This window comes from Micromonospora sp. NPDC049175 (assembly GCF_043197345.1).
Lineage (GTDB): Bacteria > Actinomycetota > Actinomycetes > Mycobacteriales > Micromonosporaceae > Micromonospora.
The window spans coordinates 1,254,221-1,266,534 of sequence record NZ_JBICSY010000001.1; the positions used below are offsets into that span (position 1 = coordinate 1,254,221).

A 12,314-nucleotide genomic window follows, 5' to 3' on the forward strand; every position below is an offset into this window, starting at 1 on the left:
AAACTGCAAGACCGGCGCGGCTGGGCGCGGATCGGGCTTTCGATCGTCGGCCGGGTCGGGGCGACGTGCCCAGACTTCGAGCGGGAGAACTAAGGTACGGGCATGTCCGTAGACGGGTGGAACACGGTCCTGGTGCTCGGCGGTATCCGGTCCGGCAAGTCCGAGTTCGCCGAGTCCCTGGTCACCGACGCGCCGGTGGTCCGTTACCTCGCCACCGCGCCCGAGGGCGACCCGGAGGACACCGAGTGGGCGACCCGGCTGGCGGCGCACCGCGCCCGGCGGCCGGGTAGCTGGACCACCGAGGAGACCACCGAGGACCCGCGCCGGCTGGCCGACGTCATCGCGTCCGCCGAGCGCAACGAGACGCTCCTCGTCGACGACCTGGGCGGCTGGGTGACGGTGCTGCTCGACCCCGAGCACCAGCCGGCCGACGACGTGGCGACGATCGCGGAGCTGGCCGAGGCCATTCGCACCTGCCCGGCCCGCGTGGTGCTGGTGAGCCCCGAGGTGGGGCTGTCGCTGGTGCCGACCACCCCGCTGGGTCGGGCGTTCACCGACGCGTTGGGCGCGGCCAACCGCTCGGTCGCCGACGCCTGCGACGCGGTGGCCCTGGTGGTTGCCGGCCAGCCGGTCTGGCTGAAGCCGGCCGCCAGCGCGACGGCCCCGACCACCCCCGACAGCGCGACAACCCCGACCGTCCTCGGCGGCGCGACAGCCCCGACCACCCCCGGCGGCGCGACGGCCCCAGGCAGCGCGACGGCCTCCAACCGCGCGGCAGCCCCGGCCGCCACCGGCAGCCCGGCAGCCCCGGCCGCCACCGGCAGCCCGGCCGACGCCGAGCCCACCCCGGAGGTGCAGCTCCCCGAGGTGCTGACCCACACGCCGCCAGCCGTACCGGCTCAGGAGCCCGGCAACCCCTGGGCCGCCCCGACCATGGCGCTGCCGATGGTGGCCACCGGGCTGGTCATCCAGCCGGGCATGGAGCTGCCGATGCCCGACGAGTACGCGGGCCCGCAGGCCGTGGACCGACTGGCCACGCTCGACGTACCGGGCGCCGGGCTGGGTGTGCTGGATCGGGTGGTCGGTTTCGCCGCCGCCACCCAGGGCACCACGACCCCCCAGGCCTGGGGATCGGTGCGGGTGTTGCTGCTGCACGGCGACCACGCCGGCGGGGCGTCGGCCGGCACCGTCGCCGGTGAGTCGTCGCGGCGGGCCGCGCAGGCCCGCGCCGGCCGGGGCGCGTTGGCGCGACTCGCCGCCGAGAGTGGCGCGAGCCTCCAGGTGGTGGACACTCCCGCCGCCGCGCCGATGGAGGACCAGCCGGCGCTCACCCTGGACCAGGTGGACTCGGCGCTGCGCTACGGCTGGCGGCTCGCCGAGCAGGCCGCCGACGCGGGCGTACAGCTGCTGGTGCTGGGGGCGTGCGGAGCCGGCACCGAGGCGGCGGCCGCGGCGGTGCTCGCGGCGACGGCCGGCGCGGAGCCGCCGGCCGTGCTGGGCCGGGTCATCACCGACTCCGGTGAGATCGACGACGCGGCGTGGATGATCCGCTGCGCGGCGGTCCGCGACGCGCTGCACCGCACCCGCCGCTCGTCCCGCGGCGCCAAGGACATCCTGGCCGAGCTGGGCGGCGGCGACGTGGCGGTGGCCAGCGGCGTGCTGCTCGGCGCCACCGCCCGCCGGGTGCCGGTGCTGATCGACGGACCGGTCGGGGTGGCCGCCGGCATGGTCAGCCGCGATCTGGCCGGGCAGACCCGGCACTGGTGCCTGCTCGCCGACCATGGCGGTCACCCGGCGGTGCGGCTCGCCGCCGACGTGCTCGGCCTCACCCCACTGCTCGACCTGCGGATGGATCTCGGCGAGGGCGCGAACGCCCTTGTCGCCCTCCCGCTGCTGCGCTCGGTGCTCGCCCTGGCCGCCGCCCTGCCGGTCCACCCGTCGCTCGGCGGCGACGAGGACCCGAGCCCCGCCGCCGACGAGCCGGCCTACGCCGACGCGTCCGACTTCGACACGACTCTCGACGAGTCCGACTTCGCCGAGCCGGAGCCGGCCGGTCCGGGCCCGGCCAGCACCGGAGTGGACGAGCAGCCGGCGTCGGGTTGGCGTGCCGGCTGAGTCGCGGTTCCTCGCGGGAACCCGGCTGGCGGTCACCACGTTCACCACGCTGCCGGTGCGGGCCGGGCGGATCGACCGCCCGGTCGCCGGCACCGCGATGGCACTCGCCCCGGCGGTCGGCGCCCTGCTCGGCGTCCCGCTGGCCGGTGTGCTGCTGCTGACCGGCGCGTTCGCTCCCCCGCTGGTGGCCGCCGGTGTGACTGTCGGCGTGGCCGCGCTGCTCACCCGCGGGCTGCACCTGGACGGGCTGGCCGACACCGTGGACGCGCTCGGCTCGTACCGCCGGGGGGCGGCCGCACTGGAGATCATGAAGAAGCCGGACGTCGGCCCGTTCGGGGTGGTCGCCCTCGTGGTCGTACTGCTGGTGCAGGCGGCGGTGCTGGCCGACCTGGCGGGGCGGTCCGGGCCGGCGGCTCTCGCGGCGGTGGTCGCGGCGACCGCCGCCGGACGGTTCGGCGTCACGGTGGCCTGTCGGCGGGGAGTGCCGGCGGCCCGACCGGACGGGCTCGGCGCGCTGGTGGCGGGCACGGTCGGCCCGGTGGCACTGGCCCTCGGCGCGGTCGCCGTCGCGCTGCTGGCGGTGCCCGCGGTGCCGGGCCGCCCGTGGCAGGGGCCACTGGCCGTCGCCGCCGCGCTCGCCGTCGCGCTCGCGCTGCTGACCCACGTGGTACGCCGGCTCGGCGGGATCACCGGCGACGTGCTCGGCGCGACCGTCGAAGTGGTCACCACGCTGGTCTACCTGGGTCTGGTGCTGTCCGCCTGAACCGGACACCGCGGGCCGGGTAGCGTTCGGCTCGACAGCACCGGCACGGCCACCAGGGGACCCAGCATGCTCATCACGGACGACTTCCTGCCCGTACCGGTGCCGGAGTCGCTCAGCGCGACCTACCTGGTGCCGATGGCGGGGCTGCCGAAGGTAAGCGCGAAGACCGCGGTGGCGGCGCTGAGCGGCCGGCTGGCGGAGCCGGTGCACGGGCTGGCCCGGCAGATGCTCGACAGCCCACTGATGAGTGTCGACACCCGGCCGATCGCCGATTTCCCCGAGCTGCCGCCGGACCTGCTCACCGCGTTCGGCGCCACCGAGGAGCAGTTGGCCCGGCTGGCCGCGGCGACCCACCTGGTGGTCGTGCAGGCCGAGTACCGGCCCGGTTGGCCGCCCGCGCACGAGTGGGCGGCCCGCGCGGTCGCGGCCGCGGTGGCGGAATCCGCCGACGGCGACGTGGTGGACGTCTTCGGTCTGCAGTTCCTCGACCCGGCGACCGCGTTGCGCTCACTCCCCGACGAGCAGGGCCGCATCCGACTTGTCGACTGGGTGCTGGTGCCGTACTCCTCGGACACCGAAGGACTGTGGTTCACCACCAAGGGGCTGCGCCGCTTCGGGCTGCTCGAATTGCAGACCCAGGGGGTGCCCGACCACCTCACCCGTGCCTGGGGCGCGGTGATGACCGGGGCGGCCCGTCGACTGCTGCGGGACTGGACCGACGGGCTCACCGGCGAGGAGGTGCCGGCGTTCGTGCAACTGCCGGTGCTGGCCACGGTCACCGGGCACGACATCGCGGTGGCGTACGGCAACCCGGAGCAGCACGGCGCGACGGCCCCGGTGCTGCTGCGCCTGGAGCTGGACCCGGCGACCGACCCGGAGGCCGACTCGTTCCTGAGCCTGCGCCCGCCGGCCGGGCACCCGGGCCCCGACGGGCGCTACTTCGCCGCCGCCTGCGCCACCCTGTTCTCCGGGATCCAGCCGGACGTGCGCTACGCCCGCTCCGGCGACGCGATGAGCCGGGCGGTCGCCACCGCGCGGGCAGCGCTCGGCGACGCGCGGACCCGGTTCGTGGCCGGTCAGTTGCCCGCCGAGTCGCAGTTGGTGGTCAAGTACGGCCTGCCCGGCGACGACGGCCCGGAGTACGTCTGGGCGGGCGTGACCTCGTGGGAGGCCCCGGAGCGGATCGTCGGCGTGAGCGCCAGCGACGCCAACACCGATCCAAGCGTACGGATCGGCGCCCCGGTGGTGGTGGAGGCGACCGACGTAGTCGACTGGGCCATCCTGAACGCGACAGGCGTCATCGAGGGCGGCTGGACCCAAGCAGTCCTGGACTCCGGCGAACCCCCCACCCCCACGCGCTAACCCACAGCCCCGCCCCCACCCCACCCCACCCCAGCCCCAGCCCCAGCCCCAGCCCCAGCCCCAGCCCCAGCCCCAGCTGATCATGGAGTTAGCGGGGGGTTTGATCTCGCAGCGTCCCGTCAACCTCATGATCAACGCCGGGAGGGTGCCGGCGAGGAGCAAGGGCGGGGGCGGGGGCGGGGGGCGGGGACGGGGGCGGGGGTTACTTCACTGAGGGGGTTACGAAGGGGGGTTTGGTTAGGGTTAGGGGGGCTCGGCGGCCTCGGATGTCGATCTCGACCTCGTCGCCGTCGGACAGGTTGGCGTCGGTGTCCAGCAGGGCCAGGGCGATGCCCTGTTTGCGGGTTGGGGAGAAGGTGCCGCTTGTCACCTCGCCGACCTGCTTGTCGCCCACGTGCAGGGTCATCCCCGGGCGCGGGATGGCGCGGTCGACGGCGACCAGGCCGCGCAGCGTACGCCGGGGGCCGGCGGCCTTCTCGGCGAGCAGCGCGTCGCGGCCCCAGAACGCCGGCTTGTCCCAACCGACGGCCCAGCCCGAGCGGGCCTGCACCGGGGTGATGTCCGCCGAGAGGTCCTGCCCGTGCAGCGGGTACCCCATCTCGGTACGCAGCGTGTCCCGGGCGGCCAGCCCGCAGGCCCGCAGCTCGAACGCCTCTCCGGCGGCGAACAGCGCGTCCCAGACGGTCACGGCGTGCTCGGCCGGCACCACCAGCTCGTAGCCCAGCTCGCCTGTGTAGCCGGTGCGGCAGACGGTCAGCTCCACCCCGGCCAGGCTCGCCGCGGAGAAGCTCATGTAGCCGTGCTCGGTGGGCAGGTCGAGGGCGGCCAGCAGCTCGGCCGAGCGAGGGCCCTGCACGGCCAGCACGGCGTACCCCTCGTGCTCGTCGGTGACGGTGACCTGCGCGGGCGCGGCGGCGCGCAACCGGCGCACCACCTCGGCGGTGTTCGCCGCGTTGGGGATGAGGAAGACGTGGTCGTCGGCGTAGAGGTAGGCGATGATGTCGTCCACCACGCCGCCGGTGGCGTCGTCGCAGCAGAGCGTGTACTGCGCCCGGCCCGGACCGATCCGGCCCAGGTCGTTGCTGAGGCAGGAGTTGACGAAGTCGGCCGCGCCGGGGCCACTCACCCGGGCCTTGCCGAGGTGCGACACGTCGAAGACCCCGACCCCGGTACGCACCGCGGTGTGCTCCTTGAGCACTCCGCCGCCGGCGTACTCCAGCGGCATCTCCCAGCCCCCGAAGGGGGCGAACTTGGCGCCGGCGGCGATGTGCCGCTCGTGCAGCGGGGAACGGCGCAGCCGGGTCGCGGCGGCGTCGTAGGTCACGTCGGTCATGGGTGGCAACTTACCGGGGGCAACGTCGCTGGTTAGCATCGGCGGGAACCCGCTGGCGCTGTCGGCGGGACAGCCATGACGTTCGGCGGGTAGGTTCCGCCGGAGACCTTCACCGCCGGTACGCGACGCCGCGACCGGCCCGGCCCGCCCGGAGTAGCTTCAGTGACATCACCCCGCACGACCACCCTGAGCCTGGTCGACACCGACCCGGCCGAGCTCGCCGTCGACGCGATCGTGATCGGCGTGCACAGCCAGACCGGAGAGCAGGCCGCCACCAGCGGCCTCGCCGGCACCCTGCTGCTCGCGACCGGCGCGGAGAGCATCGCCGCCGCGTTCGACGGAAAGCTGACCGAGACGCTGGCGCTGCTCGGCGCGACCGGTGGGCCGGGTGAGGTCATCAAGCTCGCCACGCTGGGCACCGTGACCGCCCCGCTGGTCGCCGCGGTGGGGCTCGGCCCGGAGCCGTCGGGCGCCGCCCCCGCCCCGGAGGCGTTGCGCCGGGCCGCGGGTTCGGCGATCCGGGCCCTGGCGGGCGCGCCCCGGGTCGCGTTGGCCATGCCGTTGCCGGACGACACGGACGCGTCGGCTGAGCTGCGCGCGGTCGCCGAGGGGGCGCTGCTCGGTGGGTACCGGTTCGCCGGTTACAAGACCCGCCCGCAGCCGACCCGGCGGGAGCCGGTGACCGAGGTGCTCATCGCGGTGCCGGACGCGGGCGACGCGGGTGCCCAGGCGGAGATCACCCGGGCGCAGGTGGTGGCGGGTGCGGTCCGGCTCACCCGGGACTGGGTCAACACCGCCCCGAACGAGCTGCGTCCGCCGTCGTTCGCCGACGCGGTCGCCGGTGCCGCCCGGGAGGCGGGCCTCGGCGTCGAGGTGCTGGACGAGGCGGAGTTGGCCGCCGGCGGTTACGGCGGCATCGTGGCGGTCGGCCAGGGCTCGGAGGCCCCGCCCCGGCTGGTGAAGCTCACCTACACGCCGACCGACGGCGGCAACGGCAAGCGGGTCGCGCTGGTCGGCAAGGGGATCACCTTCGACACCGGCGGTATCTCGATCAAGCCGGCGCAGGGCATGTGGGAGATGAAGTCCGACATGGGCGGCGCGGCGGCGGTGGGCGCGGCCATGCTGGCGATCGCCGCGCTGAAGCCGGCGGTCGCGGTGAGCGCCTACCTGCCGATGGCGGAGAACATGCCCTCGGGCACCAGCTACCGGCCGGGTGACGTGATCACCATGTTCAACGGCAAGCGGGTCGAGGTGCTCAACACCGACGCCGAGGGCCGGATGATCCTGGGTGACGCGATGGCCCGCGCCTGTGCGGACGGCACCGACTACCTGTTCGAGACCTCCACCCTGACCGGCGGCCAGGTGGTCGCGCTGGGCAAGCGGGTGGCGGGCGTGATGGGCACTCCGGAGCTGTGCGAGCGGGTCCAGGTAATCGGCGACGCGGTCGGCGAGCCCGCCTGGCCGATGCCGCTGCCCGACGACGTGCGCAAGGGCATGGAGTCCGACGTGGCGGACATCTCGCAGGTCAACGCCGGGATGGACCGGGCCGGTCACATGCTCCAGGGCGGGGTGTTCCTGCGCGAGTTCGTGACCGACGACGTGGCCTGGGCGCACATCGACATCGCCGGGCCGAGCTACCACTCGGGTGAGCCGACCGGCTACTGGACCAAGGGCGGCACCGGCGTACCGGTCCGCATGCTGGTGCAGCTCGTCGAGGATGTCGCCGCCAACGGCTGACGGAGCTTCGGGAGGGGCCGCCTGCCGACGCGGGCGGCCCCTCCGCACGTCTCAGTACCGCTCGGGGCGGCGTTTACGCCGCTCGTTGAAGTCGCGCATCCGCTGCGGGTAGCCCATCAGCCGGACGTCGTACACCGGGATGCCCATCCGGTACGCGAAGCGCCGCGCGCCGTCCGGACCGTCGATGCGCCGCCGGGTCCACTCCCCGTCGTCAGCGATCAGGATGACGGTGGTCTGGGTCACCGTCGTCCGGGGTTCGATGAACGCCTCGACGCCCCTCCGGCTGCGGATGAAGGTCTCCAGATGGTCCAGGTCGCCACGGTCGGCGACACGGTCACGGCTCGGCACGGCCGCCTGTTTGCGGCGCCGGAACAACCCCACCGGTTCTCTCCCCCAGGGTGCGTCATCGACAACGGTGCCAAGGGTACGTGTCGATGACGTGTCGTTGGGCACCTCAGTACGCACCCTGTGCCCAGTGGTGACAAGATGACCGAGGTGGGGTGTGTCTGTGCTACACCCCTGTGACCCCCCATTGCAGCGACGCGACCTGGGAGTTGGACGTGAGCGAGCCGAACGAAGCGACCTTCGACATTGTCATTCTCGGAGCGGGCAGCGGCGGCTACGCGACCGCGCTGCGCGCCGTCCAGCTGGGCCTGACGGTCGCGCTGGTCGAGAAGGGCAAGCTCGGGGGCACCTGCCTGCACAACGGCTGCATCCCGACCAAGGCGCTGCTGCACGCCGCCGAGATCGCCGACCAGGCCCGCGAGTCGGAGCAGTTCGGCGTGAAGGCCGAGCTGATCGGCATCGACATGGCCGGGGTCAACTCGTACAAGGACGGTGTGATCTCCCGCCTGTACAAGGGCCTGCAGGGCATGTTGAAGAGCAACAAGGCGATCACCATCATCGAGGGCCACGGCAAGCTGGTCGGCAAGAACGTCGTCGAGGTCGACGGCAAGCGCTACACCGGCCGCAACATCGTCCTGGCCTCCGGCTCGTACGCCAAGAGCCTGCCCGGCCTGGAGGTCGACGGCGAGCGGATCATCACCAGCGACCACGCGCTCACGATGGACCGGGTGCCGTCGTCGGTGATCGTCCTCGGTGGCGGCGTGATCGGCGTCGAGTTCGCCAGCGTGTGGAAGTCCTTCGGCGTGGACGTGACGATCGTCGAGGCGCTGCCCCGGCTGGTCGCCGCCGAGGACGAGGAGTCGTCGAAGGCGCTGGAGCGGGCGTTCCGCAAGCGGAAGATCAACTTCAAGGTCGGCAAGCCGTTCGAGACGGTCGAGAAGACCGAGAACGGCGTCAAGCTGACCATCTCCGGCGGCGAGACCGTGGAGGCCGAGCTGCTGCTTGTCGCCGTCGGTCGCGGCCCGAACACTGCCAACCTCGGGTACGAGGAGCAGGGCGTGAAGATGGACCGCGGCTACGTGCTGACCGACGAGCGGCTGCGCACCAGCGTGCCGAACGTCTACGCGGTCGGCGACATCGTGCCCGGTCTCCAGCTCGCGCACCGCGGCTTCCAGCAGGGCATCTTCGTCGCCGAGGAGATCGCCGGGCAGACCCCGGCCGTCATCGACGAGGTCGGCATCCCGCGGGTCACCTACTGCGATCCGGAGCTGGCGTCGGTGGGCCTGACCGAGGCCAAGGCCAAGGAGCAGTACGGTGCCGACAAGGTCCAGGCGTACAACTACCCGCTCGGCGGCAACGGCAAGAGCCAGATCCTCAAGACCACCGGCTTCGTGAAGCTGGTCCGGGTGGAGGACGGCCCCGTGGTCGGCGTACACATGATCGGCGCCCGGGTGGGTGAGCTGATCGGTGAGGCGCAGCTCATCTACAACTGGGAGGCCTACCCGGCCGAGGTCGCCCAGCTCGTGCACGCCCACCCGACCCAGAACGAGGCCCTGGGCGAGGCGCACCTGGCCCTCGCCGGCAAGCCGCTGCACGCGCACGCCTGATCATCCACAACCGCGGCGTCCGGCGACGGGCGAAGATCCCACCAGGGGAATGAAGGAGTCTCAGAAAATGCCGGTATCGGTCACCATGCCCCGGCTCGGCGAGAGCGTCACCGAGGGCACCGTCACTCGCTGGCTCAAGCAGGAGGGCGACACGGTCGAGGTCGACGAGCCCCTGCTCGAGGTCTCGACCGACAAGGTCGACACCGAGATCCCGTCGCCCGCGGCGGGCGTGCTGAGCCGCATCGTGGTCGGCGAGGACGAGACCGCCGAGGTCGGCAGCGAGCTTGCCGTCATCGCCGGCGAGGGCGAGTCGACCGGCGGTGGCGAGGCCGCCCCGCAGGAGCAGGCCCCGGCCGAGTCGGTCGAGCCGGTCACCGAGCCGACGGCCGCCGCCGAGGGCACCGCCGACGAGGTGGCCCAGGACGAGGCCCCGACCGAGGCGCCGGCTCCGGCCGCCGCCTCCTCGGGCGAGGGCACCGCGGTGAAGATGCCGGCCCTGGGTGAGAGCGTCACCGAGGGTACGGTCACCCGCTGGCTCAAGCAGGTCGGCGAGACCATCGAGGTGGACGAGCCGCTGCTGGAGGTCTCCACCGACAAGGTGGACACCGAGATCCCGTCGCCGGTCGCCGGCACCGTGCTGGAGATCAAGGTCGCCGAGGACGAGACCGCCGCGGTCGGCGCCGACCTGGCGATCATCGGCGCTGCCGGCGGCGCCCCCGCGCAGGCGCAGCCCGAGCCGAAGCCCGAGCCGAAGGCGGAGGCCACGCCGGCGCCGAAGGCCGAGCCGAAGCCGGAGCCGAAGGTCGAGGAGCCGACGCCGGGCGTGTCGTACAACGAGCCCGCCGCGGAGACCGAGAGCTCGGCCCAGCCGGCGAAGACCGAGCAGGCCGCCCAGCCCGCCGGACCGACCTCGACGCCGTCGCGCCCGTCCGCCCCGGCGCCGGGTACCGGCGAGGAGGCCGCCGGGTACGTCACGCCGCTGGTCCGCAAGCTGGCAGGTGAGCACGGCGTCGACCTGTCCTCGCTCAACGGCACCGGCGTGGGTGGCCGGATCCGCAAGCAGGACGTGCTGGAGGCCGCCGAGAAGGCGAAGGCCGCCAAGGCCGCTCCCGCCGCCGCACAGCCGGCGGCCGCACCGTCGGCCGCACCCGCCAAGCCGGCCGCGAAGCCGCAGCCGAGCGGCAAGCGGGGCACCACCGAGAAGCTCCCCCGGATCCGTAAGGCGATCGCCAAGCGGATGCACGAGTCGCTGCACGAGATGGCGCAGCTCACCACGGTGGTCGAGGTGGACGTCACCCGGGTCGCCAAGCTGCGGGCGCAGGCGAAGGACTCGTTCGTGCAGCGGCACGGCGTCAAGCTGTCCTTCCTGCCGTTCTTCGCTCTCGCCGCCGTCGAGGCGTTGCAGACGTACCCGATCGTCAACGCCCAGCTGGACCTGGACGGCGGCACGATCACATACCCGGCGGCGGAGCACCTCGGCATCGCGGTGGACACCGAGCGGGGCCTCGTGGTGCCGGTCATCCACAACGCCGGTGACCTCAACCTCGGTGGCATCGCGAAGCGGGTGGCCGACCTGGCCGAGCGCACCCGGACCAACAAGATCAGCCCGGACGAGATCGCCGGGGCGACCTTCACGCTCACCAACACGGGCAGCCGGGGCGCGCTCTTCGACACCCCGATCGTGCCGAAGCCGCAGTCGGCGATGCTCGGCACGGGTGCCGTGGTCAAGCGGCCGGTCGTGGTCAACGACCCGGACCTGGGCGAGGTCGTCGCGGTCCGGTCGATGGTCTACCTGGCCATGTCGTACGACCACCGGCTGATCGACGGCGCCGACGCCGCCCGCTTCCTGAGCGCGATCAAGGAGCGGCTGGAGGCCGGCAACTTCGAGCCGGAGCTGGGCCTGTCCTGATCCTGCTCAAAAGGCGCCCCGGTCGTCGACCGGGGCGCCTTTTCGTCGCTCAGTCCTTGAGCAGGGCCGTCGAGACCTTCCAGAGCCGCTCGGCGGCCTCCGGGTCGAGCGCGTAGTCCGCGACGCCCGTCCGCCCGCCGGGCGTGGCGGGGGCGGCCTCCTGACAGTCCTCGAAGTAGCGCCCGCCCACCCCGTCGAGCAGCGGCGACGCGGCGACGAGCACCGACGTGGCGGCGCCCTGCTCGACGCTCTTCCAGGCTGCCGCGTTGCCCGCGCGGATCCGGTTCAGCTCCTCCTCGCTGACGTAGCGCTGGAGGTTTGTCTGGATCGCGCCGGGCATCAGCGAGTTGGCCGTGATGCCGTCGTCGGCCCAGAGCCGGGACGCCTCCACGGCGAAGAGCACGTTTGCCGTCTTGGACTGCCCGTACGCCTGCCACGGCTCGTACTCCCGCTTGTCGTACTGGATGTCCTCGAAGACCACAGGTGAGCGCAGGTGGGCGGCGGAGCTGACCGAGACGATCCGGGCCCCGCCGTCGGCGGCGAGCGCCGGGCGTAGCCCGGCGGCGAGCGCGAAGTGCCCGAGGTGGTTGGTGGCGAACTGCATCTCCCAGCCCTGCGGGGTTCGGCTCAGGGGCGCGGCCATGATGCCGGCGTTGTTGACCAGGATGTGCAGCGGGCCGTCCCAGTTGGCGACGAAGTCGGCGACGGATCCCTGGTCGGCGAGGTCGAGCGGCGCGACCATGACCCGGTCGTTGCCCGTCGTGCCGGTGATGTCGTCGGCGGCCCGCTGGCCGGCGTCCGGGTTGCGCACGGCGAGGGTGACCTCCGCGCCGGCGCTGGCCAGGGCACGGGCGGTCTCCACGCCGATGCCGGACGAACCGCCGGTGACGATCGCCCGCCGGCGGTTGAGGTCCACGCCCCGGATCACGTCCATGGCCGTGGAGGTATGGGCGAATGACGTGGTGATCGGGTTCTTCGTCGTCATGATCCATCCTTGTCCCGGGCGGGTCGGACCGACCGGCCCGTCTGCCGGAGGCCGTCGCCGGCCAGGAATCGGCCGGCGCGCCAACAGACGGCGCTCCGGACCGTACGGAGGCCGGTCCAGGCGTTTTCCCACAGCCGGCCGGAGGTAACGCCGGACCG

Annotated in this window: 9 protein-coding genes; 6 read left to right on the forward strand and 3 right to left on the reverse strand. The window is 73.3% G+C overall.

Annotation, left to right across the window (positions count from 1 at the left end; translation table 11 throughout):
- Window positions 1-102 precede the first annotated feature (102 nt).
- The 3 genes from ACGFH8_RS05285 to ACGFH8_RS05295 all read left to right on the forward strand — a co-directional run bounded on the left by ACGFH8_RS05285 (window position 103) and on the right by ACGFH8_RS05295 (window position 4,240).
- Window positions 103-2,115: a bifunctional adenosylcobinamide kinase/adenosylcobinamide-phosphate guanylyltransferase gene (locus ACGFH8_RS05285; protein ID WP_393363616.1), complete on the forward strand. Its 2,013-nt coding sequence runs from the start codon at window positions 103-105 to the stop codon at window positions 2,113-2,115.
- The gene (locus ACGFH8_RS05290; protein ID WP_393363619.1) at window positions 2,105-2,878 is read left to right on the forward strand and encodes an adenosylcobinamide-GDP ribazoletransferase; all 774 of its coding nucleotides are present in this window, start codon (window positions 2,105-2,107) and stop codon (window positions 2,876-2,878) included. The genes ACGFH8_RS05285 and ACGFH8_RS05290 overlap by 11 nt, the downstream gene beginning before the upstream one ends.
- 66 nt (window positions 2,879-2,944) lie before the next feature.
- Window positions 2,945-4,240 (forward strand): DUF2314 domain-containing protein, encoded by a 1,296-nt coding sequence (locus ACGFH8_RS05295; RefSeq protein WP_393363622.1) that lies wholly within the window; start codon window positions 2,945-2,947, stop codon window positions 4,238-4,240.
- A gap of 202 nt (window positions 4,241-4,442) precedes the next feature.
- On the opposite strand, the gene gcvT is transcribed toward ACGFH8_RS05295, so the two are convergent.
- Window positions 4,443-5,573, reverse strand: a complete 1,131-nt coding sequence (gcvT, locus tag ACGFH8_RS05300; protein ID WP_393363625.1) for a glycine cleavage system aminomethyltransferase GcvT — start codon at window positions 5,571-5,573, stop codon at window positions 4,443-4,445.
- Window positions 5,574-5,735: 162 nt separating this feature from the next.
- Between gcvT and ACGFH8_RS05305 the strand changes: the two genes are divergently transcribed.
- A complete protein-coding gene (locus ACGFH8_RS05305; RefSeq protein WP_393363628.1) occupies window positions 5,736-7,310 on the forward strand; it encodes a leucyl aminopeptidase in 1,575 nt (524 codons plus the stop codon).
- Window positions 7,311-7,361: 51 nt separating this feature from the next.
- Here ACGFH8_RS05305 and ACGFH8_RS05310 read toward each other — a convergent pair whose 3' ends face one another.
- The gene (locus ACGFH8_RS05310) at window positions 7,362-7,691 is read right to left on the reverse strand and encodes a hypothetical protein (protein ID WP_393363631.1); all 330 of its coding nucleotides are present in this window, start codon (window positions 7,689-7,691) and stop codon (window positions 7,362-7,364) included.
- A gap of 140 nt (window positions 7,692-7,831) precedes the next feature.
- On the opposite strand from ACGFH8_RS05310, the gene lpdA reads away from it, so the two are divergent.
- Both lpdA and sucB read left to right on the forward strand, forming a co-directional pair.
- Window positions 7,832-9,262 carry a dihydrolipoyl dehydrogenase gene (lpdA, locus tag ACGFH8_RS05315; RefSeq protein ID WP_393363633.1) on the forward strand — a complete coding sequence of 477 codons (1,431 nt, stop codon included), beginning with the start codon at window positions 7,832-7,834 and terminating at the stop codon, window positions 9,260-9,262.
- A gap of 67 nt (window positions 9,263-9,329) precedes the next feature.
- The gene (gene sucB / locus ACGFH8_RS05320; RefSeq protein WP_393363636.1) at window positions 9,330-11,171 is read left to right on the forward strand and encodes a 2-oxoglutarate dehydrogenase, E2 component, dihydrolipoamide succinyltransferase; all 1,842 of its coding nucleotides are present in this window, start codon (window positions 9,330-9,332) and stop codon (window positions 11,169-11,171) included.
- A gap of 49 nt (window positions 11,172-11,220) precedes the next feature.
- Here the strand turns inward: sucB and ACGFH8_RS05325 are convergent, their stop codons facing one another.
- Entirely contained in the window at window positions 11,221-12,156 is a 936-nt protein-coding gene (locus ACGFH8_RS05325; RefSeq protein ID WP_393363639.1) for an SDR family NAD(P)-dependent oxidoreductase, read from the reverse strand.
- Window positions 12,157-12,314: the final 158 nt, after the last annotated feature.

Bases quoted from the DNA above. Each gene is read 5' to 3' on its own strand.
- ACGFH8_RS05325 (WP_393363639.1), bottom strand. From the start codon at position 12,156: ATGACGACGAAGAACCCGATCACCACGTCATTCGCCCATACCTCCACG.
- ACGFH8_RS05285 (WP_393363616.1), top strand. From the start codon at position 103: ATGTCCGTAGACGGGTGGAACACGGTCCTGGTGCTCGGCGGTATCCGG.
- sucB (WP_393363636.1), top strand. From the start codon at position 9,330: ATGCCGGTATCGGTCACCATGCCCCGGCTCGGCGAGAGCGTCACCGAG.
- gcvT (WP_393363625.1), bottom strand. From the start codon at position 5,573: ATGACCGACGTGACCTACGACGCCGCCGCGACCCGGCTGCGCCGTTCC.
- ACGFH8_RS05295 (WP_393363622.1), top strand. From the start codon at position 2,945: ATGCTCATCACGGACGACTTCCTGCCCGTACCGGTGCCGGAGTCGCTC.